This is a genomic window from Streptomyces chrestomyceticus JCM 4735, from assembly GCF_003865135.1.
Lineage (GTDB): Bacteria > Actinomycetota > Actinomycetes > Streptomycetales > Streptomycetaceae > Streptomyces > Streptomyces chrestomyceticus.
The window spans coordinates 590530-612973 of sequence record NZ_BHZC01000001.1; the positions used below are offsets into that span (position 1 = coordinate 590530).

15 protein-coding genes and 1 pseudogene are annotated in these 22444 nt (G+C 71.1%); 4 read left to right on the plus strand and 12 right to left on the minus strand.

All coding sequences use genetic code 11. The features are described from left to right. Positions 1-115 precede the first annotated feature (115 nt). Together EJG53_RS02525 and EJG53_RS02530 are read left to right on the plus strand one after the other, a co-directional pair. Positions 116-1383 (plus strand): annotated as a pseudogene (locus EJG53_RS02525) (alkaline phosphatase family protein). Positions 1384-1520: 137 nt separating this feature from the next. Next, entirely contained in the window at positions 1521-2153 is a 633-nt protein-coding gene (locus EJG53_RS02530; RefSeq protein WP_244954937.1) for a lytic transglycosylase domain-containing protein, read from the plus strand. 74 nt (positions 2154-2227) lie between these two features. On the opposite strand, the gene EJG53_RS02535 is transcribed toward EJG53_RS02530, so the two are convergent. Next, on the minus strand, positions 2228-4273 hold the full coding sequence (locus EJG53_RS02535) for an APC family permease (protein WP_125043382.1): 2046 nt from the start codon (positions 4271-4273) through the stop codon (positions 2228-2230). Between the two features lie 551 nt (positions 4274-4824). Here EJG53_RS02535 and EJG53_RS02540 point away from each other — a divergent pair. Further along, positions 4825-5553 carry a hypothetical protein gene (locus EJG53_RS02540; RefSeq protein ID WP_125043383.1) on the plus strand — a complete coding sequence of 243 codons (729 nt, stop codon included), beginning with the start codon at positions 4825-4827 and terminating at the stop codon, positions 5551-5553. Positions 5554-5679: 126 nt separating this feature from the next. On the opposite strand, the gene EJG53_RS02545 is transcribed toward EJG53_RS02540, so the two are convergent. Genes EJG53_RS02545 through EJG53_RS02555 form a run of 3 tightly spaced genes read right to left on the minus strand, consistent with a single transcriptional unit; the run spans position 5680 to position 9537 of the window. Continuing rightward, positions 5680-6147, minus strand: coding sequence for a hypothetical protein (locus EJG53_RS02545; protein ID WP_125043384.1), 468 nt, complete (start codon positions 6145-6147; stop codon positions 5680-5682). Continuing rightward, positions 6110-7729 carry a hypothetical protein gene (locus EJG53_RS02550; RefSeq protein WP_125043385.1) on the minus strand — a complete coding sequence of 540 codons (1620 nt, stop codon included), beginning with the start codon at positions 7727-7729 and terminating at the stop codon, positions 6110-6112. Before EJG53_RS02550 ends, EJG53_RS02545 begins: the two co-directional genes overlap by 38 nt. Before the next feature lie 23 nt (positions 7730-7752). Continuing rightward, positions 7753-9537: a protein kinase domain-containing protein gene (locus EJG53_RS02555; RefSeq protein WP_125043386.1), complete on the minus strand. Its 1785-nt coding sequence runs from the start codon at positions 9535-9537 to the stop codon at positions 7753-7755. A gap of 166 nt (positions 9538-9703) precedes the next feature. Between EJG53_RS02555 and EJG53_RS40925 the strand changes: the two genes are divergently transcribed. Continuing rightward, positions 9704-9877, plus strand: a complete 174-nt coding sequence (locus EJG53_RS40925) for a hypothetical protein (protein WP_167514989.1) — start codon at positions 9704-9706, stop codon at positions 9875-9877. 27 nt (positions 9878-9904) lie between these two features. Here the strand turns inward: EJG53_RS40925 and EJG53_RS02560 are convergent, their stop codons facing one another. The 8 genes from EJG53_RS02560 to EJG53_RS02595 form a co-directional block, all read right to left on the minus strand. After that, positions 9905-11146: an MFS transporter gene (locus tag EJG53_RS02560; RefSeq protein WP_125043387.1), complete on the minus strand. Its 1242-nt coding sequence runs from the start codon at positions 11144-11146 to the stop codon at positions 9905-9907. Positions 11147-11497: 351 nt separating this feature from the next. Then, a complete protein-coding gene (locus tag EJG53_RS02565; RefSeq protein ID WP_244954938.1) occupies positions 11498-12343 on the minus strand; it encodes an SDR family NAD(P)-dependent oxidoreductase in 846 nt (281 codons plus the stop codon). 49 nt (positions 12344-12392) lie between these two features. Beyond that, on the minus strand, positions 12393-12638 hold the full coding sequence (locus tag EJG53_RS02570; RefSeq protein ID WP_125043388.1) for an acyl carrier protein: 246 nt from the start codon (positions 12636-12638) through the stop codon (positions 12393-12395). Between the two features lie 49 nt (positions 12639-12687). Beyond that, a complete protein-coding gene (locus EJG53_RS02575; RefSeq protein WP_125043389.1) occupies positions 12688-13938 on the minus strand; it encodes an aminotransferase class I/II-fold pyridoxal phosphate-dependent enzyme in 1251 nt (416 codons plus the stop codon). Continuing rightward, a complete protein-coding gene (locus EJG53_RS02580) occupies positions 13935-15926 on the minus strand; it encodes a condensation domain-containing protein (protein WP_218041897.1) in 1992 nt (663 codons plus the stop codon). The genes EJG53_RS02575 and EJG53_RS02580 overlap by 4 nt, the downstream gene beginning before the upstream one ends. Before the next feature lie 11 nt (positions 15927-15937). Beyond that, entirely contained in the window at positions 15938-17215 is a 1278-nt protein-coding gene (gene fabF / locus EJG53_RS02585; protein WP_218041898.1) for a beta-ketoacyl-ACP synthase II, read from the minus strand. Further along, on the minus strand, positions 17212-18912 hold the full coding sequence (locus EJG53_RS02590) for a thiamine pyrophosphate-binding protein (RefSeq protein WP_244954939.1): 1701 nt from the start codon (positions 18910-18912) through the stop codon (positions 17212-17214). Before EJG53_RS02590 ends, fabF begins: the two co-directional genes overlap by 4 nt. Beyond that, positions 18909-21548, minus strand: a complete 2640-nt coding sequence (locus EJG53_RS02595; RefSeq protein ID WP_244954940.1) for an aldehyde dehydrogenase family protein — start codon at positions 21546-21548, stop codon at positions 18909-18911. The genes EJG53_RS02590 and EJG53_RS02595 overlap by 4 nt, the downstream gene beginning before the upstream one ends. Positions 21549-22444 lie beyond the last annotated feature (896 nt).

The window sequence follows — 22444 nt, forward strand, 5'->3', positions numbered from 1 at the left end:
TGCGGTCGGCGGCGCCGCCACGCTGTCGTTACTGCCCCCCAGCGTCCAGGCGGCCGTGGCGGCCGGCCCGGTGCGCGGCGGCTCGCTGCGCGACATCGAGCACGTCGTCCTGCTGATGCAGGAGAACCGCTCGTTCGACCACTACTTCGGCACCCTGCGCGGCGTACGCGGCTTCGCCGACCCGCACGCGCCGCAGCTCCCCGGCGGCCGCCCGGTCTTCTACCAGCCGGATGCCCAACATCCCGACGGCTACCTGCTGCCCTTCCGCCTGAACACCCACGAGAGCAGCGCCCAGGCCATCCCCTCCACCAGTCACGCCTGGGCCGTCCAGCACGAGGCGCTCAACGGCGGGAAGATGGACCGCTGGCTGCCCGCGCACCGCAAGGCCGACGGCGTCAACGGCCCTTATGTGATGGGCTACCACACCCGGGAGGACATCCCGTTCCAGTACGCCCTCGCCGACGCCTTCACCGTCTGCGACAACTACTTCTGCTCGGTCCTCGGCCCCACCTGGCCCAACCGCCTGTACTGGATGACCGGCACCATCGACCCCGGCGGCACCCGCGGCGGCCCGGTCATCAGCAACACCGCGCCCCGCCCCTACCGCTGGACCACCTACGCCGAGCGGCTCCAGAAGGCCGGCATCAGTTGGCGGGTCTACCAGGAACAGGACAACTACGGCTGCAACATGCTGGAGGAATTCCAGCGGTTCCGTGACGCGAAGCCGGGCGATCCGCTGTACGAGCGGGGGATGCGCCGGCTGCCCGCGGGCACCTTCGAGGACGACGCACGCAACGACCGGCTGCCCGCGGTGTCGTGGATCATCCCCACCAGCTACCAGTCCGAGCACCCCGCCTACCTCCCGGCCGCGGGCGCCGACTACGTCGCGAAGAAGATCGAGGCCATCGCCGACAACCGCGAGGTGTGGCGCAAGACCGCCTTCATCCTCGACTACGACGAGAACGACGGCCTGTTCGACCATGTGATCCCGCCGTCCCCGCCCGCCGGAACGCCGGACGAGTTCGTGGGCGGCCTGCCCATCGGGGCGGCTTCCGTGTCCCGTGCCTGATCGTCTCGCCGTGGACGGTGGGCGGCTGGGCAGCCGGTGAAGCCTTCGACCACACCTCCGTCCTGCGCTTCCTGGAACGCTGGACGGGGGTCCGCGAGCCCAACATCAGCGACTGGCGCCGGGGCACCTTCGGCGACCTGACCTCCGCCTTCGGCTTCGGCAGCCCCGCGCACCGCCCGCCGTGGCTGCCCGACGACACCGAGGAGCAACTGGAGGAGGCCGAATGGGAGGTCGAACACCTCCCGAAGCCGACTTTCCCGGGCACCGGCCAGAAGCCGCCGGGCCAGGAGCCCGGAGGGCGCAGACGGCGCTGAGCGACCGGCGGGGGCGCGGGGAGCCCCGGCAGCCGGGCGGCGGGCGGCGGGCGGCCGCTGTCATTGATAATGGACCCGCCCGGACACAGAGGAAGCGACGACGAGCGTACGCGCTTGGTGAGGGAGGCCGGTGCACGGTGACCACGCGACGCTGCTCTCCGGTACGGCTGGCGATCGCTACCCTCGCTCTTGCCGCAGCAGGCACGGCCTGTACTCCGGTCGGTTCCGGCCGTGCACCGGGTACGCCGAAGACTGCCACCACCGCCTCGCCGCAGGCCCAGGCGTACGACCCTTCCCACTTCGCACCGCAGGTGGTCGCACACGCCCGCCAGGCCGGCGTGAGTGCCCGCCTGCTGATGGCGATCTTGTACAACGAGGCGTACAAGCCGCACGACCCGGAGTGGGAACGGGCCTGGCAGCGCACCAAACCGGACGCTGCCTTCGGCATCGCCAACATGCACAAGGCCGCCTTCGACCAGACCAAGCGCGGGCGCGACTTCGCCGACCGCGACTGGCACGAGCTTCCCGACGACCGTGACCTCGCCATCAAGGCAGCAGCCTGGTACCTGCACGACCTGGGCAGGCAACTGCCCACCCAGCGCAGCGGATCGCTGTCCCGGGACGAACTGCTGGCCCTGGGCTACAACACCGGGGCGGGCAACATGCGGGCCTTCGCCAGGGGTACGGCACCCGGCCCCCAGGCCCAGATCTACCTGGACCGCCTGCACAACAACTGGACCAGAGCCCAGCAAGCCCTCCAACACACCTGACGCACCGGCCGCACACCTGCAACTCAGAGCGTTGTCCGCCACCCCTCACCATGGGTCGGCCGGACCGCGGCCGTTCACTCGCCGCGGCCACGCCTCCCCGGGCCGACGGCGGCACTCGGCCACGGAGGCTCGCCCCGGCGGACCGAGCCGGCGGCCTGGCCCGGGGGCCGGTGCCGCCTGCGGTGCGCTGAGGTCAAGTGCCAGGGCACGCTGGTGACCATGACGCCGGGGACGAACAGCAGCCGGCTCTTCAGCCAGAGCGCGGACTGGTTGTGCAGCAGGTTCTCCCACCAGTGGCCGACGACGTATTCAGGGATGAACACGCTGACCACCGTACGAGGGTTGTCTCGGCCGAGGGAACGTACGTACGCGACGGCCGGCCGGGTGATCTCCCGGTAGGGCGATCGCAGCATCTTCAAGGGAATGCCGACGCCCAGACGGTCCCACTGCGACCGCAGCGTGTCGGCTTCTTCGCGTTCCACCTCGACGGTGAGGGCTTCCAGGACGTCGGGGCGGGTGGCGCGCGCGTAGGAGAGAGCGCGCAGGGTCGGGCGTTGCAGGCGGGAGACGAGGACCACCGCGTGTACGCGGGTGGGTGAGCGCAGGTCGGCGGCGGGGTCGGTGACCTTCAGCTCGTCGGCGACGTTGGTGTAGTGCCAGTGGATCGCCCGCATCGTCAGCCACAGCACCGCCGCCGCGATCACCGCCAGATACGCGCCCTCGGTGAACTTGGTGGCCAGCACGATCACCAGGACCGATGCCGTCACCACGGCCCCCAGGGCGTTGATCGCCCGCGCCCGGTGGTGACGCCTGCGCACGGCCTGATCCTGCTCGGCGGCCAGGGCGTGTTTCCAGTGCCGCACCATGCCCGCCTGGGAAAGGGTGAAGGACGTGAAGACGCCGAGGATGTACAGGTGGATGAGGCTCGTCACCGAGGCGTGGTAGGCCCACAGCAGACCACCGGCGATCAGGGCCAGGAAGATGATGCCGTTGGAGAAGGCGAGACGGTCGCCGCGGGTGTGCAACTGACGTGGCAGGTAACGGTGTTGTGCCAGGACCGACGAGAGCAGCGGGAAACCGTTGAACGCGGTGTTGGCGGCGAGCACCAGGACCAGGGCGGTGACGGCCTGGATGAAGAAGAACCCGAAGCCGTGGCCGCCGAAGACCGCCGCCGCGAGCTGGGCGATGACGGTGCGCTGGGGGGTGTGGGCGCAGTCGTGCGCGGCGGGGGTCAAGTCGCAGGCGTTCGCGGTGATATGGACCTTGGCGATCAGAGCCAGGGCGGTGATGCCGGAGAACATCGCCACCGCGACGCCGCCCATCACGGCCAGCGTGGTGGCGGCGTTGCGGGACTTCGGCCGGCGGAAGGCCGGGACGCCGTTGGCGATGGCCTCGACGCCGGTCAGCGCGGTGCAGCCGCTGGAGAAGGCACGTAGCCCCAGGAGCAGCAGGGCGAGCGGGGCCAGAGCGTCCTGGCCGGGTGCGGTGTGGATGCCGTAGCGGGCCGACTCCGCCACCGGCGCGTCACCCAGCAGCCAGCGCAACAGTCCGGTGGCACACATCAGGAGGATCCCGGCGACGAAGAGGTACGTCGGAGCGGCGAACACCCGCCCCGACTCGCGCACCCCGCGCAGATTGAGCGTGGCCAGCAGGGCCACGAACAGCACCGCCATCGGCGTCCGGTACTCGTGCAGTACCGGAAGCGCCGAGATGATGTTGTCCACGCCCGAAGCGACGGAGACCGCCACCGTCATGACGTAGTCCACCAGCAGCGCGGCCGCGACCACCAGGCCCGCGGACGGGCCGAGGTTCGTGGACACCACGGTGTACGAGCCGCCACCGGACGGGTAGGCGCGCACCACCTGCCGGTACGACAGCACCACCACCGCCATCAGGACGACCACCGCGACCGCCACCCACGGGGCCAGGTACAGGTAGGCCAATCCGCCCAGGGCGAGCACCAGCAGGATTTCCTGGGTGGCGTAGGCGACCGACGACAAGGGGTCGGAGGCGAAGACGGGCAGCGCCAGCCGCTTGGGCAACAGCGTCTCCCGCATGTCTTCCGTGGGCAGTGCCCGGCCGATCACGATGCGCTTGATCACGTCCAGCGGCTTCGGCATGCGGCGATCCTAGGCCGCGGCTGCGGCTCCGGAGGCGACGCTTTCCGGCGCCCGGTCCGCGTGTCGGACGCCGCGTCCGGCGTACGGTGTCACTCGTCCCGCCACCTGCCACACCGTCAACCGCGACCCGACCTCTCAAGAAACGGCTGGCCTTCCTGTCCCACCGCCCGAGTCCCCATGTGCACGAAAGACCTCCAAGGTGGCTTCTCCAGGACCAGGCACCGTGTCCCCGCTCGACTACGCTGTGCAGCCCGCCCTCTTCCGGTTCGCCCCCGCGCCGTCGCATCCGCACCCTGACGGAGCCTCAGGTCCGTCACGGGACGGAGTTGAGGGGGATGTTCCTCCTCCGTTCATCGTGAGCAGCCCTTTGGGAACTGTGCCATCGGGGCATCACTCCTACGTACGGCCTGCTGCCCCGTGCAGCCGGTACTTGACGGTGTGCCGCGTTCCCGCTCTTCTTCGTCCACTTGCCCGGAAGAGCTGGCGCCATGGCCGTCCGCGCCGTGGGCGCAGGTGGCCAGTCCTTGCACTCCCCTCGCCGAGGAGCACCTGTGCACGTCTCCCAACGCATCAAGGCAGCCGACTGGCCAGCTTTCGAACAAGTCCTGGACCAAGCTCTGAATTCTGAGGAAGTCAGGGAAGCAGCAGACGACGCCGGTGGTGTCTTTCCTGTCGAGCAGATGCGTACCGAGGTATTGCGATCCCGCACCGCCATCACCTCCACGGCGGCGACCGAGTATCGCGACTACCTTCGAGCGCGCGCCTGGGCCACCGAAAACGGGCTACAACGCCGGCGGCATTCGCCCCGGCGCATCGGTGCCGGGGTCCGGCGCGCCTCAACCGGTATGGTGCCGTGCCTGACGGTCGTGGCCACCACCGTCTTCTTTCTCCTCGGCTACTACCTCTACGATTTGCGCACCCGGCCGAACCTCACCGACGAGTTCCTGTCCATGGGCCTACTGGCCACCGCCGTGACGGTGGGTCTCGTCGTGGTCGGACTGCGAGCGGCAGAAGACGACTGTTCCGCCCCTGGCAGGAGCACACCGGGCCCCGGCCATCTCAGTGTGGCGCAGGCCCGGGAGAACTGGCAGCAGGCTCTGCTGGAACGCGGGATCCTTCCGTACGTACTCGGCCGGATTCAGTTCCCTGAGCCACTGCCGCGTACGGGCACCCACGGCCGGCCCACGCCGTCCGGCGCACGACGTACCGGCGATCGCAGGTCCAACAGCAGGCGGTGCTTCGGTCGTGAGGGGCGCGGGCCCGGCGATCCGGAGAGGTGAACGGGCCCGCCGGAACACCGCAGGCCGGATCAGCTCTGACGTGTCGTGGCAGTGTTGGCCTGTGCCGGTGCCGACCCGGTGTTCCCGCTGCCGACCGTCGATGGAGCCGCCCTGCTCCTCCAATGGTCAGGTCAGGAGGCTGGCGACCGACTGGGCCAGGGCGGCCAGTGACGCGCCACCGGCAGCCGCGGCGGCGATGATGTCCAGCCGTTCCCGCAGTGCTCGCCGGCGCGGGGGCGTGAGAGTCCCGTGGCGTTCGATCTCTTCTTGAGCGGCGGCGAGTTCGGCGTCGAGGCCGGTGGCGTCCGCTTCTCGTTCCGCGGAGCCGGGACCGGTGCCGACGCCGGGGTCCGGATCCGGCGCGGCGAGAAGCGCCGTACGCAGCGCGCCCAGCGCGGCCAGGAGCCGGGCCGGATCGTCCGGTTCCGCCGCGCCGTACGTGATGCGGGCCTCCGGACCGGTACTGAGCACCCCGCCCGAGACGGAACCGCCCACGCTGATCGAGCCCGGCGGGGCCGTGGGGGCCCGGCCGCGGTCCGAAGGGTCACCGGTGACGTCAGGGTGGCGCGGTCCGTCCGCTGCGGGTGGAGCCATGGCGGTCTCCCGGGGTGTAGTGGATGTCCGTACGTGCTCCGGTGGAGGCGACACCACCGCTCATCGTGCCGATGTAGATCGCTCCCTGGCCGATGGTGACGGACTGCCGCTCGAACTCGCGGGTGTCGTAGCCCTTCGACCGCAGCGCCTGGAGCACGCCGTTCGTGATGCGGTCCTGCACGGTCTTCACGTACCGGCTGGCGTCCATCTCCTGGAAGAGGGTCACCTGCTGCGCACTGCCCAGTTCCCGTACCGACACCCGGGGGCCGTCCGGTCTCGACCGGGTCGGCCGGCGCAGCCACGTACGGGACACGGTGACGGCCGTACGCAGCAGCCCGAAGACGGCGGTGGTGGAGGCCGCCGGGCTGGAGAACAGCGCCAGCGCCGTGTTGCGCAGCAGCAGCAGGTCGTGGTCGGAGGCCGAGTCGGCGGCCGACGCGTAGTCGGCCCGGACCGGGGCCAGTACGTGCGGCGCCACTTCGAGCACCAGCATGGCGCCCTGGGTGTGCACCCGGACCAGCACGCTCACCACCAGTTGTCCGCCCCAGGCCGTGATCCGCACCCGCAGGAAGTGCCGGCGCCCCTCGCCGTGGTCGTCGACCGCCTCCCGCAGGCACTCGCGCAGCCGTTCGGTCTCGTAGGGCATGTCCTGACGCGGGCCGTACACGGGCAGACAGACGCACTCGTCGACCTTCAGTTGCCGGAGCCGGTCGCGGGCGGTGGCGGCCGGGACGGCCAGCCGCAGCGAGGCGATTTGCGGCCGGATGAGGTCGAGGATGTCGCGGTTGCTCAGTTCGCCGGGCGGTGGCGGCCGGTCGGCACCGTCCTCCGCCTCCGGGTCCTTCGGCCGGAGCTCCAGAATGAAGGACCATGCGTCGTAGGTGGTCCCGAAGCCGATCAGCGGATGGTCCGGCCGGTAGGCGCACAGCGGGGAGAACTGTTCGCGGCCGATGGCCGCGCCGATACGCCGGCAGCGCCGGGTGTCCGGGAGCCGGAGCGCGGTGCGGGCGTCGAACGACTCCCGGCCCAGCTCCCGCCGCATCAGCAGCGCCCTCCGTACGCGGTGTGCCCACACCGGCACCGCCAGCAGCAGGGGGAAGGCCACGGCATGGCTGAGCGGTACGCCGCCGGCCGTGACCCAGCGCACCGAAAGAGGGAACTGGCTGATGAGCACGCCCAGGAAGACCAAGGCGTACGGTGCGACGGCCACCAGCGACGCTCTCGTGGCCACCCCCGCCCGGCCCGGAACGAGCGCCGGGGCCACCAGGCGCCACGCCAGAGCGGCCAGCCACAGCAGGCACCAGGCCACCGCGAAGAGCGCCGCCGCCCGGCCGTCCACCACCGCGAAGGCCGCCCACACCAGGAGCACCGCCAGCCCGGTGGCCGCTTCCCAGCGCCGGGCACGCAGGGCGTGCGCGAGGACGGGCAGCACGTCACAGCCGAGGGAAGCGGCGACCGGCCGCTCCTCGTGTTCGACCAGCTCCTCGATGATCTGCTGCCGGTACCGCCGGTCCACATGGGCACCGACACAGAGCAGCCGGGTGGCCTCCTGCGCCGAGGGGGCCGTCGAAAGGCCGCTCATGTGGTCCCCCTTCCGCCCGTCCCTCATGATCCCGTCGGCTCGTACGCCTTGGTCACGGCCTTCCTGTCGGCCCGGCCCACGGTGCAGACCACCTGCCGGAAACCGTCGTCCCAGTCGGTTTCGGCGGGGGCGTAACCGAGCACGGCGACGCTGTCGTCGGGCGCCCAGGCCGCTCCGAAGCGGTTGGCGCACAGGTCGTCCGCGCTCTTGAGGGCCTGGGTGGCGCTCATGCCTTGCGGCGCCTCGACGAATCCCACCACTTGGTCGGTGTGCGACGCGTCGCACGAGGACGCCAGCCGCGACTGGAAGGTGTCCTTCTCGGCCTTGTAGGTCCAGCAGTCACCGACCGACATCTGCTGCAGGTACAGGTCGGTGCCCTGATCGCGGAAGCGGCCGACCTCCCCGTTCAACGGGGTGTGGCGGGAGACGACCAGGCAGGCCGCCCGCCGGCCCGCGGCCTCGAAGCCCTGCGCCGTCGGCACCACGGCGTAGGACCCGGCATCGGGCAGCCGCCCGGCCACCTCGTCGGCCTGCCGCGCGCACTGCCGGGCGGCCCCGGCCCGCGCCGCTTCGACATCGGGGAACTCCATCGTGGCGACGACCTGGGCGTTGTTCCCCTTGCCGCAGCCGACGACTCCGAGGTTGGGTACGGAATGCAGCGGACGGTCCGCCCACACGGCCCGGACGCAGTCGCCGGTGGTGAGCGGCGCGGTGAGACCGACCAGTTGTCCGTACGGGAACGGCGTCACGCTCCATGCCGCGGACGGCGTCGTACTCCTTGCCGCGGACGGCGGTGCCTTGCCCTTGCCTTCCCCATGGCCGTGGTTGACCGCGTTCAGCGCCAGCAGGGTCCCGGTGGCCGCTATCAGCACCACCACCGCCGTAACGGCCGCGAGCCGCCAGAATCCGGCTCGCGGTGCGGGCCTCCGGCTCTTCTCTCCGGCGGATCCGGTACCGGGCCCGTCGCCGTCGGCCTCTTCCCGCCCGTCGGTTCGCTCCTCGCGCTCCGGGGCTCCGGAGCCGTCTCCGCGCGCGCCGGTCAACCGCTCCACCGCCGCCCGTACGGTGTCGGCTGACGGCCGCTGCGCCGGCTCCTCGGCCAGCATCTCGCGCACGAGCCCCGCCAACTCCGCCGCTTGGGCGGGCGTACCGGGGCGGGCGGGCGGCGGGTGGCCTTCGGCAGCCGCATAAAGCGTCGCGCCCAGCGAGTAGACGTCCGCGGCCGGAGTCGCGGCCAGGCCGGATTCCTGCGTCTGTTCGGGGGCGAGGAACCCGGCCGCCGCTCCCACGGGCGCCGCGTCCCCGAACAGATAACCCGTCAGCATCACGCGCCCGGGCGTCCGCCCGTCCGCCTCCTCCGGTACGAGCAGGACGGCGGACGGCGAAATCTGCCCGTGCAGCACCCCCAGGGAGTGCCCCGCGCCGAGGGCGGCGGCGAGCGCCAGCGCGATCCCGGCCAGTTCACCGGCCGGCACCGGCCCCTCCTGCCGCAGGCGGGTCTCCAGGTCGACCGCGCCCGGGTGGTACGCGGACACCACCCAAGGGCTGCCCTCATGTTCCACGACGTCGTACAGGGCGACCACATGCGTGTGCCAGCGCAACTGACCGACCTGGTCGGCTCGTTCCCGCGCCCGGCGCAGTCGGGCCGCTTCACCTGCGACCGCCCCGGGCGCCGGCACCACCTCCGTGAGCAGAACCTCGGCCCCCAGATCCTCGTCCTGCGCGAGCCACTGCTCCCCGCCCGCAGGCCCGTGCCCTGTGCGCCGCACCAGCCGGTACCGTCCGCCGATCAGCGCCCGTTCGCTCATCCCGGCCCCTTCCCCCTGGGAGCCACCCGTCGACGTGAGATCAACTCCCCCTTCATGGCGACGAGTTGTGCTCATCATCGACGGTATACCCACGCCTCCCGCGTCGACAGGCCGAGGAGGCACAGGGGGGAGGACGGTCGGCCAGAAGCGCTTCCCGTCCGACGAGGTGGAGGCGGGCGGACAGCAGCTCGATGCCTCGCCTCCGCGCGAGGCGCAGGTCGCCTTCGCTTGTGCCACCAGCGGCATCCAGCACCACTGCTTCACCGGGCCGCTCCCGCACGATGTCCTCGCGGCCGCGAGCCCCGCCTCCGGTTCGAAGTTCCCTTCGCCGACCCGCTGACCGGCAGATGACCGACGACCGGCACGGTCAGCGCAGGGAGCGGATCGCCGGGCTCGCGGCGACCAGGCCGGCGCACGCCAGGACGGCGCTGCCGCAGACCAGGAACAGCGTCGTCGTGCCGTACGGGAGCAGGAGGCCGGCGATCACGTAGGAGAACGGGTCGAACGCCACCGTGGCCAGCACGACGAGGCTGAGCACTCGCCCCAGCAGGTGCCCGGGCACCCGCTCCTGCAAAGTGGCCACGATGACCACCCCGAGGAACGCCGACCCGAGGCCGACGAGTGAGGCCACCGCCGTCGCGGCGACGACATGGGTGACGGCGGCGAGACCGGCCGTGCCGGCGCCGATCGCCGCGACCCCGCCGACCACGGTCCAGCCGCGCCGGGTGGGCGGCCGCCACCCTGCCATCAGTGAGCCGGCCAGTGAGCCGACACCGAAACCGGAGAGCACGACGCCCAGGGATCCCGCGCCGCCGAGGTGCTGATCGGCGAGTACCGCGCCGCCCACGAGCACGGGGCCCACGACCGCGATGTTGATCAGGGCGACGGCTGCCAGCATCCCGCGCACCACCGGTTCGTGCCAGGCGTACCTCAAGCCCGCGCCGAGGGCACGTGCGCTGCTGAGCCGCTCACCGTCGACGGCGTCCCCGGCACCTTCGCCACGCCGGACCACGCGGACGAGCGTGCTGAGGGCGACGGCGGCCACCGCGGCCATCGCCGTGATCCCACCCAGAGTCGCTTCGAAGCCGACTGCGGCGACGGCTCCGGCGGCCACCGCCGGGCCGACCAGGTCGCCCCCCGACTCCGCGCCCTGCACCAGCGCGTTGGCCCGGGAGAGCTTCTCGGTCGGCACGACGGCGGGCAGCATCGCCAGGGCCGCCGGGAAGTACGCGGCGTCGGCGGCGCCGAGCGTCCCGGCGAGCAGGGCGACCGTCGTCACCGAGGGCGAGGTGAAGGTGACCAGCGCGCCGAGGGCCAGCAGGACGGCGACCCGGAGCCAGGAGGCGCCGGCCGCGACACGGGCGGGACCGATGCGGTCGACCAGTACGCCGGCCGGAAGCAGGAGTGCCGCTCGCGGCAGCGCCACGGCCACGAGGACCAGCCCGGTGGCGATCCCCGGTTCCGACAGTTCCAGTACGAAGAGCGTGAGCCAGATGAGGAACAGCGCATCGACCACGGCGGCCAGCCCTTGGCCCACGATCAGGCGGCGCAGGTGCGGATCGCCGAGCGGCTCGCGCGGCAGGGAGGGGGCGCTCGGCTCCGTCGTCATGGCCGGCTCCCCGGGTGTGACGGGCCTGACCTTCCGGCCTGACCCGTTGGCGGACGTGGATCCACTGCGCGGCGAGGCACGCGTCCACGTCGGCGTCGCGCGTCCGGTGGGGTCGTCGCCCGGTCCTCGTCCCCCCGGAAGCAGCGCTGGGTGTGCCCGGTGACACCGGGACGGACATGACCGCATCGCTCACTGATCGACAACATCAACACACCCGCTCGCAAATTCGGGGAGGGGGGACGCGCTGCTGGGACGGAGGAGATGAGGTCCCAGCCGCGAGGACCTTCCTCGTCAGAGAGCGCTGCGTACCTCACAGGGACTGTGGTGCCGCTCGACGGGGGCGCGGGCATGTCATGGCCGTTGCCTGGCGTCGGCCCGCCGGCACGGCCGTTGCCCGGCCCACCGGCACGCCCGATGGCGCCCACGCCACATGGCACTAGGCGATGTGCGTCCCCCGTCGACCGTCAGGGTGGTGCCGGTGATGTAGGACGCGGCGTCGGAGACGAGGAAGACCAGGGCCGCAGCGAGCTCCTCGGGCTGCCCGATGCGGCCCGAAAGCACCCGCGGCATCATCGCCTCGACGTAGCCCTCGGCGTAACCGTCGGTCATCTCGGAGGTGAAGAGGCCCGGCGCGAGGGCGTTCACGCGGATGCCCTTGCCGGGGGTCCACTGCTGGGCGAGGTCGCGGGTGAGTCCGAGGAGGCCGGCCTTGGACGCCGAGTAGGCGGCCTGCGGCAGACCGCCGGTGACCAGCGCGAGAATGCTCGACACGTTGACGATGGCGCTGCCGGGGAGCATCACCGCACCCGCGGCCTGAGCCATCCAGTAGGAACCGTTGAGGTTGATGTCGACGACCTCGCGGAACTGCTCCGGCGTCTCTTCCGTCGCAGCGTGTTCACTGCTGATCCCGGCGTTGTTGACGAGGATGTCCACCCGCCCGAATGCGTGCACGGCCGCGTCGACCAGCGCGCGGCAGTCCGCCGGCTCGGCGACATCGGTACGTACGGTGACGGCCCGGCGGCCGAGCTTCTCGACGGCCGTGCGCACCGCCGCCAGCCTCTCGGCGCGGCGCGCCCCGAGCGCGACATCGGCGCCGGCCTCCGCCAGCGCGGTGGCGAAGGCGACGCCCAGCCCGGAGGAGGCGCCGGTTATCACGGCGACGCGGCCGTCGAGCCGGAAGCGGTCGAGGACGCTCATGGCCGCCTGGCCCTGGGGCGAATCGTCCGGTGCACGGCAGGTCTCCCGGTCACCGGTGGTCGGCGATGTAGCTCACCACGTCGCCGACCGTTCGCAACTCCGTGACCAGGTCGTCGGGGATCTTCACCGCGAACCGGTCCTCGGCCACCACGGTGATCTCCACCATCGACAGGGAGTCGATGTCGAGATCGTCGGTGAAGGACTTCTCGGTGGTCACCTCGGCGGAGTCGACGCCGACGACCTCTTCGACGATCTTGGCGATGGTGTGCAGAATGTCGGTGCTGTCGTTCGCCACGGGTTCCTCCGTCTTGTCTGGGGTCGGTGGGGCGGACCTCGGTGGGATGTCAGAGCCCGAGGCGCTGTCGGTAGGTGGCGAGGGTGCGCAGGAAGCCGTCCAGTTGCTCCTCGGTGTGACCCGCGTGCGGGAACAGGCGCAGAAGCGCCTGGTTGCGTGCGACGGCCGGGTAGGAGAAGACGGGCACGAGGTAGCCGTCCTCGACGAACCACTCCCGCATCTGCAGGGCGACGGCGTCGTTCCCGATGGGCACCGAGAGCATGTACGACTCGGTGGGCAGCGTCGGCGTACCGGCCTCGTGCATCTGCCGGCGCAGGCGTGCGGCGTGCGCCAGGTAGTCGTCGACGATCTCCGGTGTGCCGGCCAGGACATCGATCGTGCGCTCGGCGGCGTACGCGGTGGGCGGCTGGATGGCGGCCGTGAACATGGAGGTGCCGGAGAGCAGTTCGAAGGCGTCGACGGCCGCCGCCGGTCCGGCGATCGCGCCGCCTTCCAGGCCGACGGCTTTCGACAGGGACACCATGACGAAGTCGGCCCGCTCCCGGATGGCGGCCGCCTCCCGTGCGTACGGACGGTTCTCGGGCCCGTACACCATGAAGCCGTTCGCATCGTCGATCATGCTGATGGCGCCGTGCCGGTCGCACGCGTCGAGGATCTCCACGATCGGCCCCATGGTGCCGTCCGCCGAGTAGAGACTCTCGGCGATCACCACGGTCTTGCGGGACCGGTCCCGGCCCAGGATGCGCGCCAGGTCGGTGACGTCGTTATGCCGGAACGCGTGGACGTTGCGGCCGTAGCCGAGCCCTTCGAGGCCCTTCCAGATGCTCCAGTGGACGTCCCGGTCGACGACGAAGACGGTGTCGCGGTTGCGCACCTCGATCCCGGCGTCGAAGTGTGCGGCGCTGCTCATGGCGTGGACGAAACCGATGTTGGCCAGGAGGCCCGTGGCGAAGCTGATGGCCCGTTCCTTGCCGGTGTGGCGGGCGATCGTCTGCTCCAGCACGTGGTGGGGACGGCAAATCCCCTGGGTCATCCTGGATCCGCTGGTGCTCAGGCCGTGGGCGAGCGCCCCCTCGGCGAAATAGCGCCGGACCGGGAGGTGGCGCTCCAGGTCGAGGAAGCTGATGCTCGCGAAGTTCACCAGCTCGCGGCCGCCACGGACGATGGTCGGCCCGACGGGACCGTCCACCACCGGCGGGCGGTATGCGGTGTCGTGCGTGTTGGCCTCGACGAAAGCGGCGAAACCCCATGGGGCAAGGCGGTCCACGGACGGTGCGGAGGTGGTGCGGGACGCGGTCATGGCGAGGTTTCCCCTCCACGGTGGGCGCGGGGCGGCGAGGGCTCCAGGGCTGCGGCGAGGTGACCGAGCGAAGCCGTTCCGGCCAGCTCGTCCGGCGCGATGCCGGTGAAGCCGGACTGGTCGAGCAGCGCCAGGAGGCGCGGGACGGCGACCAGGGTGACTCCGTGGTCGGCGAGGCAACGGTTCATGTCCACGGCGTCAGGGCCGGCCGAGGAGCCGGCCGGCGGGCCGCCCGGTGCGACAGCGGCCACGGCGGCGGCCAGCGCCCGTTCGGCGCCCGACGCAGGCGGGCGCGACGGGAGTTGCCGAGGCCCTGTGCTGTCGGTGGCGGTGCTGGACTGGACGGACGGCCGACCGGGTGCGGGGCCGGCCGGCGACAGGACGTAGCGGCCCGGGGCCACGACGCCGGGCACTTCACCGAGGTGGTCCAGGACGTGGCGGTGCAAGTCGTCGGGGGTGACGCCGGGGGCGGTGCGGACGTGTGCGACGAGGTACGGTCCGTCACCTGCCTCCGCGACCTCCTCGTTCTCCACCACGGCGTCCCCGCTGGGCGCCACCGTCACATCGAGCACTCCGGGGTGGCGGCGCAGCACCTCTTCGACCGTGGTCAGGCGCACCCATCCCTGCGGGGCGCGCCACCAACCGGCGGCGGCCGGGGTGAGCGGGCGGGCCGGGACCGGGCACTCGGCACCGTCGGCGAGCGCTCGCAGGAAACCGCACAGCCGGACGGGTAACGCCAGGGCCTGCCCGGCATCGAGCAGGTGGTCCCCGACGGTGACATCGAGGGTGACGAGCCCCCCGTCGCGGCCGAGGTCGACATAGAGCGTTTCGCAGGGCTCGTCGGGCGCGCTGCTGATCCAGGTGCTGGGCCCCTCCGGCGGAGTGTTCTGCGTGGGGACCAGGTAGTCGCGCGGCCACGAGTAGCAGTTGTACTCGATGGTGGGTACGGTCACGACACCGCGGCGGCGGTCCATCCGGGCCTGGGCGGCGACCAGTTCCGCGGGGCGCCACTGACCGTGCCGGTAGGCCGTGGCGGAGGCGGCCGTCACCGAGGCGACCACCTCGCCGAACGCCGCACCGGGCCGGAGGTCGATCTGTACCGGAACCGTCAGGGCCTGGACGCCGACGCTGTTGCGCAGGGCGGCCCGGGCCCGGTTGGACACCACGACCGACGCGAGGAACCGGTGTTCGCCGGTGCGGGTGGCGACGTCGTGGGCGAGCGCCGCGAGCACCACGACCTCCGGACTGGCCCGATACCGCCGGGCGACGCGTTCGAGGTCATCGTACGCGGCCGCCGAGCGGTGCTGGAGGCGGTGGCGGCCCTCCCCGTTCTCGCTCCCGCCGAACGGGGCCAGTACGCCCGTCGGATTGCCGGCGAGACGCGTCAGCCACTCATGCTCTGCTGCGCGGGCGCGTTCCGGAAGCTGGGCGGCGACCGTGTCGAGCGGGTGCAGGGGCGCCCCCGCCGGTACGTCGTGGCCGCGCAGGTGGTCGTGCAATTGGCTGATCAGGACCGCCAGCCCCCACCCGTCGATGAGTACGTGGTGGGCGGCCATCAGGACCGCACGCGGCTCCCCTGCCTCCAGCAGCACCCTGGCGAGCCAGGGCGGATTGCGCTCGGGATCGATCGGGCGGGCGGCCAGCGCCGCTGTGGCGGCCTCCAAGGTGGCGGCATCGGCGGCGGGGACATCGACGTGATCGACCGGCAGCGGGGCCCAATCCGCGCGGTGGACGTGCTGTACGGGACGGAGCGGGTCGACAGTGCTCCGCAGCGCCTCGTGGCGGGCGGTGAGGGACGCGAGCGCCGCGTGCACGTCGGCGACGGTTGCCGGGGGCGGGACGTGGCAGTGGTCGGCGAGCGGTGTCGGGTTCACCCGCCGCGATGAGGGAATGGTGCGTTCGAACCAGTGCCACTGCTGGACCCAGTTCAGCGGCCCGCTGCGGATGACGGTGGCGGGGCTCGTCGGCGGTTCCGGAAGGTGCTGCACGGCCCGAGACCTCATACTGCCCGGACCACGAGAGCGGCGTTGTGGCCGCCGAAGCCGAACGAGTTGCTCAACGCGATCCGGATATGTTCGTGGCGCTGCGTCCGGTGCGGCACGAAGTTGATGTCCGGGTCGATCGGTTCGTCGCAGTTGATGGTCGGCGGGACGTCCCCCGTCCGGAGGGCCTGGATCGACGCCACGAGCTCGACCGCCCCGGCGGCGCCGATCATGTGCCCGGTCATCGACTTGGTGGAGCTGACCGGGATACGGGTGACCCGGTCTCCCAGTACCTTGCGCAGGACGGTCGCCTCGATGGCGTCGTTCAGCAGCGTTCCGGTGCCGTGCGCGTTGACGTAGTCCACGTCCGCCCCCGTGATCCCCGCGTCGCGCAGCGCCGCCTCGACGGCACGGCACGCGCCCCGTCCCTCCGGATGCGGGGCGGTCCAGTGATGCGCGTCGGACGTCGCTCCGTAGCCGATGAGTTCGGCCAAGGCCGCCGCCCCTCGTCTGTCGGCCACCTCGGCGGCCTCCAGCACCACCACGGCGGCTCCCTCACTCATCACGAACCCGTCGCGCCGCGCATCGAACGGACGGCATGCCGCAGCCGGATCGTCGTTACGCCTCGACAGCGCGCGGGCGTTGCCGCTGCCCGCGAGGTCGACGGCGGTGACGCAGGCGTCGGCGCCGCCGGCGAGGACGATGTCGGCCTCCCCATGGCTGATCATGCGCATCCCCGCGCCCACCGCGTCCGCGCCGCTGGCACACGCCGTGCTCTGGGCACGGCTGGGCCCCTGGGTGCCGATGCGCAGGCTGATCTCTCCGGCAGCGCTGTCCATGGCGGTCGTGACCTGGGTGAAGGGGACGATGGCCCGTGGCCCTTTGTCGCGCAGGATGTTCGCCGCGCGGTAGATCGACCCGACCGGGCCGTACCCACTGCCGATGATCACGGCGACCCGCGGCGCCAGACGGTCGTCGACGACGAGTCCGGCGTGCTCACAAGCCTCCAGCGCCGCGGCGAGGGCGAACTGCGCGTACGGGTCGGCGCGACGGCTGACCATCGGGGGCATGTAGCGGTCGGGGGCGAAGCCGCGGACCTGGCCACCGATCCGGACTGCGAGATCGGTCAGGTCGAACGCGTCCACGGTGTCGATGCCGCTGCGCCCGGCCAGCATCGCCGTCCATGTCTCGTCGACGCTGTGGCCCAGCGGCGTCACCGCCCCGTACCCGGTGACCACCACCTGGCGCCCGTCCCGGCCGCGCCTTGCGTCACCGCGCTCTCCTGCGTCGGTCACTGGGGAATCACCCCGGCGCCGTCGCGGAGGGGCGGGGGTATGTCGTCGGGGGCGACCGGCACCATGAGCACGGCTGTGCCTCCCTGTGCGCAGAACTGCCGCCCGGCAAGAATCTCCCTGGTCAGCGTGGCCTTGTCGCGCAGCACCCGGTAGTGGATGTCCGCTCCGTCCACCACGGGCGGCGGGGCGCCGGGGCGGGTGAAGGGGTAGCGTTCGGCGTCGAGGCCGAGGCGGGCGCGTTGGGCGTCCAGCCAGCCGTAGCCGCCGTTGCACAGCACCACGTACAGGACGCCGCCGTGGGCCGGAGCGGTGACGGCGATGTCCGCGCGGGCCGCGAGGAACGCTCCGTCCCCGATGAACGCGGTGACCTCGTGATCCGGGGCGGCTCGCTTGACCCCGATGGCCGCGGCCGCTCCGAACCCCAGGGGGGTCTGCTCGGACGGCACGATGGAGCCGCCACCGAGGTGGAAGGGGAAGCAATAGGACCACATGTCCTGCAGCCCGTTCTCCTGGACCAGCACACGGGGCTCGCCCGAGGTGGCATCGAGTGCGGCGAGCAGCTCGGCGATGCGGATCTCCGACAGCGTCGCCGCGCGGGCCAGTTCCGCTTCCGCCTCGGACGACATGGCCTTACGGACGACGGCGATCTCGTTCACCCATGCCGCGGTCCCGTCCGCGGGCCCGGCTTTGCGGTCCTCGTCCAGCGCCCGTGACCAGCCGAGCACCGCGTGCCGGGCGTCACCGAGCACGCGCGGGCCCGGGAACTCGGCCGACAGCCCGCCCGGATCAATGTTGACCTGCACGACCGCGACCGGGGGCCACGGCGTTCCGCCTTCGACTACGGTCTCCTCAAGTCGCCCGGCGAGCGACACCACCAGGTCGCAGGACGACCACAACTCACGGGCGGGGGCCGCGGTGTAGAGACCCGCGACGCCACAGAACAGCGGGTGACGCTCGTCGACGGCACCGCGGCCGGACGCGGTGGTGAACAGCGCAGCGCCGAGGCGTTCGGCGAAGCGCTCGACCACGCCACCGTCGTTACGGTGCCGCATTCCGCCGCCCACCAGCACCACCGGACGCCGGCTCGCGCGGATGGCTGTCCATGCCGGGCCGGGTGTCGGGGGGACGGGGTCGACGGGCAGCGTTTCGGGCAGGGTCGGCGGCGGACCGGTGACGAGGATCTCCGCCGTGCGGACGTCATCGGGTATCTCCAGGTACACGGGTCCGGGCGGCGGCCCCGCAGCTCGGGTCAGCGCCGTCACCGTCGCGGGGACGACCCGGCCCGGATGCCCCACCCGGTGCGCCCACCGCACGAGGGGCGCTGTCACCGCGACCTGGTCGCATTCCTGGAATCCGCCGCTGCCCCGGCGCCGTTCGGGCGCGCCGGCGGCGAGCACCAGGACCGGCGCACCGGACTCCCGCGCCTCCAGCAGTCCCGTGGCCGCGTGCGTGACAGCCGGCCCTTTGCCCAGTGCGCAGACGGCGAGCCGGCCTGACTGGAGCGCGTAGCCGGTCGCCATGTACACCGCGTTGCGCTGGTCACGGCACGGCACCAGGTCCACGCCGGCCGTGTCGAGGGCGCGCAGCAACTCCAGATCGTCACCGGGCAGCCCGAAGCAGCTTTCCACCCCGTTCGCCACCAGCAGGCCGACGATCGCCGACCACGCGTCGGCGTACCGCTTCCCCACCCCGGTCACTTCCCACGCACCGCGACAGGGGCGGCAGTCGGCAGATGCTGCGCCACGGCCTGCGACATGAGCAGGGGTTCGGCGTGCCGCTCGCCGCCGTAGGAGAGGTAGTTCGCCCGCATCCCGAATCCGCCGAACGGACGATTGCCGTCCTCGGCTTCGAGCAGCGTGTGGTTGACACAGGTGTGGTGACGCTTGGACAGTACCGCCACCGTATCCGGATCGTTTCCGTAGACCATCGCTCCCAGTGCGCGTTCGCCGAAATAGGGGCTTGCCAACCGTTCGCGCAATCGCCGCGCACTGTGATAAGCAACGACGTTGAAGACCGGGGCGAACATCTCGTCAAGGGGAATCTTGTCGTCGAAGTCCCACAGCAGCACTGTCGGTTCGACCCTGCGGGACAGCAGATCGATGCGTCCGCCGTGCCGGATGCGGCTCACCTGACGTACCAGGTAGTCCGAGCAGTTCACCAGCGCCGAGTCGTAGTGGATGGGTCCGTAGTCGGCGGCAGGGTCGTTGTTGTGCCCAAAACGCAACGACGTCAGATGCGTGGACAAGAGGTCGACGAATTCCTCGGTGCGGCCCTGCGGCGCGAAGACGACGTCGGGGCCGAAGCAGTCCTGACCGGAATTGTAGAGCCGGATTTTCGTCACGTCGTGTACGGCGCGGGTGAGATCGGCGTCGGGTGCGATCACGAAGGGATTGATGCCGCGGCCGAAGAAGAGGAAGAGCTGGTCTTCCGCCAGCCCTTCACGGACGGTCTCGGCGTGGGAGTAGTTTCCGGTGAAGGCGATGAGATCCGCCTCGCGCACCGGCCCCGTCACGAACTTGCGTTGACTGAGGTCGAAAAGCTCGACGGGCAGTCCATGAACCGGCGCCAGCAGCTCGTGCAGGCGTCGCATCTGGCTCTTGATCTCGGAGGACGGTCGAAAGGTGATCCGGTCGGTGTAAAGAGACGCCACGAGCATGTACAGCGCGTAGGAATAGAGCGGGATGTTGGAGGGTGTGAAGACCGCGGCCCGGGGCACGCAGCCAGGACGGGCCCGGCGGATCTCCTCCTCCGCCCCGTCGAGGGTGGCGAGGAACGAACGGATCTCCGCGTCGGCCGTGTGGTGGGGCGATATCTCGGTGAGAATGCCCAGCACCACGTCTTCGTTGGCGGCCACGTACCGGCGCACTGCGCGCAGCGCGTCCACCCGGTCGCCGAAGGGGATGCGGTAATCGGTCGCGCCGACGGCCGAGCCGGACGCGAAGACGTCGGTGGCCGTGGTGTGCGACGCGGGTAATGCGGTCATGGCTATCTTCTCCAGAACGGCCAGGTCGGGCTTTCCCGTACTGGTGAGAGGCAACGCGGGAAGCACGACGATGTGGTCGGGCTGCTCGTAACGGGCGAGCACCGGGCGCAGCGCCCGTCGCCAGTGCGCGGGCTCGTGACCGTCCGGGTCCGTGATCACGAACACCAGCCGGCAGCCCAGGCGCTCGTCGGGGACGGCGACGACCTCCGTCTGCGCGCCGGCCGACTCGGCCCGCTCGGCGAGATGGTCGGGGTAGAGAGTGTGGCCGTCACGGTGCACGGCGTGCTTGCGCCCGACGGGGAAGACGCGGCCGGCGTCGTCGAGCCGACCGATGTCCCCGGTGCGGTGCACAGGACCGGAAACCGGCACCACCTCCCCGTCGTCGCCCAGGTGACCGGTCATCAGGCCGCTGCTGCGTACGACGAGCTCACCGAGCCGGCCGTGGGGAAGCGGCCTGCCCTGATCGTCGTGGACCTCGACGACCACGCCCGGCAGCGGTGTGCCGCACCCGACCGGATCGGCCGGAGGAGCCAGCGCGATGTTGCCCACCTCGGTCGCTCCGTAGCCGTCGAGCAGGCGCCGGCCGGTGCGGGCGTGGAACCGGGCCGCCAGGCTGCGGCCCAGCGGCGCGCCGCCCACGCACCAGGCTCGTACCGTCTTCAGCGCGTCGGCGAGAGCGGGACGGCGGTCGAACAGGTTGAGCAGGCTGTGATAGGTCGACGGGGCCGCGTCCACTATGGAGAGACCGTGGTCCACGCCGGCCGCAAGGGCGCGGTCCAGGCGCGTGGTGGGCCCGTAGACGACCAGCGTGCCTCCGCCCAGCCACCAGCAGAGGACCAGCGACAGACCATATTGGTGGGAGTACGGCAGCACGGGCAGGAAGACGTCGTCGGGCCGGTACCCCATGCGTTCCGCGCTGAGTGCGAGGTTGTCCAGAATCGAGCGGCCGGAGCGGACAATCCCTTTGGGACTGCCAGTCGTGCCCGACGACCACGAGATGGCGGCGTCCTGGCGCCGCGACCAGGCTGCGACATCAGGCACGGCTACCGTGTGCGAAACGGGCCCTGCCGCCGCGACGCCGCCCGTACTGTCGCTGATTTCCTGCACGACGCGCGCGTGAACGCGAATCCGCGCCCGCTGTGACGGGACGGCTCGATGATCAACCAGAACCACCGAAGCGTCGAGGTGAATGAGCGCGAGCAGATCGACGACCCATTCCGGGGAATTGGCCCGGCTCAGCATCACCCGTGAACCGGGCTCGATGCCGCGTCGTGCGAGAAGTTCAACGGCACCGGATAATCGGGCCGCGATGTCATCCGTCTCCCAGATACGCCCCTCGGGCGAGACCAAGCGCCTGAATATGGGCAACTCTCGCTCCTCAACGCCAGGGCGTGTTCAAGTTCCTGGACGTACACGTTTGTGAACCCACGAGCACGCAATCACGCAATAACGTCTGCTTCTGTTCAACGAGCGACTATCCCATACCCGCAGACCGGTGTCGAGTACGGCAAGAACACGCCATGAAACGTGCGGTGTCGCTGAATACGCAGTGACGGAAGGGAAAAGCGAAAAGTGGCCGATTATGGTCGGCTGATGCGCGACGCGAACGCGGTGCGTGACGGCGTCCATGCTGCGACGACGGAACATATCGGCATCCCCGTTCCAGGGATAGGCTCTGACGCTCGTTCCTGTGGAACGTAACGCTGCGTGTGGGACCTGGCCTGATCCGGCCGGAATGGTAAGCCGGTGGACGGCGGCGGTAGCGCACGCGAGCGCGGCCTGAATGTGTGAGTGCAATCGATGCACCTGTGTACGCGATCCGGAGTTGCCGGTCGGCCCCGCGCTGTCGGGCGCCATGAACGAGGTAAGGGGTTCCCCGGACGGGACACTGCTGTTGGACCTGCCGGGCGTGCGGACCACGGTGGTCACCTCCGTCGACGGTGGCTCGCTCCCAGAAGGCCGCCCGGCCCGAGGATCTCTTTCGCGGCCAGTGGCAGGCCAGAGCCGCACGAGCAAGCTCGACCCCTTCAAGCCGTACTGAGGCGGCAGATGTTCGGCCGAGCCGGCTTCGTGCTCCTGCGCAAGCGAGTACTCCTCGCTTCGTGACCGTTGTCAGTGGTGGCTGGAATGCTGTGACCGCCATGAACAGTCGCACACCGGCCTGCTGTCCATGGCCGGCGGCCGCAGCGAAGTTCTCTGCGTCGGCCTGTTCACCTGCTGCCCGGCTGGAGCGGCCCCGCACTGGC

Bases quoted from the DNA above. Each gene is read 5' to 3' on its own strand.
- EJG53_RS02565 (WP_244954938.1), bottom strand. From the start codon at position 12,343: ATGAGCGTCCTCGACCGCTTCCGGCTCGACGGCCGCGTCGCCGTGATA.
- EJG53_RS02535 (WP_125043382.1), bottom strand. From the start codon at position 4,273: ATGCCGAAGCCGCTGGACGTGATCAAGCGCATCGTGATCGGCCGGGCA.
- EJG53_RS02555 (WP_125043386.1), bottom strand. From the start codon at position 9,537: ATGAGCGAACGGGCGCTGATCGGCGGACGGTACCGGCTGGTGCGGCGC.
- EJG53_RS02550 (WP_125043385.1), bottom strand. From the start codon at position 7,729: ATGAGCGGCCTTTCGACGGCCCCCTCGGCGCAGGAGGCCACCCGGCTG.
- EJG53_RS02560 (WP_125043387.1), bottom strand. From the start codon at position 11,146: ATGACGACGGAGCCGAGCGCCCCCTCCCTGCCGCGCGAGCCGCTCGGC.
- EJG53_RS02575 (WP_125043389.1), bottom strand. From the start codon at position 13,938: ATGACCGCGTCCCGCACCACCTCCGCACCGTCCGTGGACCGCCTTGCC.
- EJG53_RS02545 (WP_125043384.1), bottom strand. From the start codon at position 6,147: ATGGCTCCACCCGCAGCGGACGGACCGCGCCACCCTGACGTCACCGGT.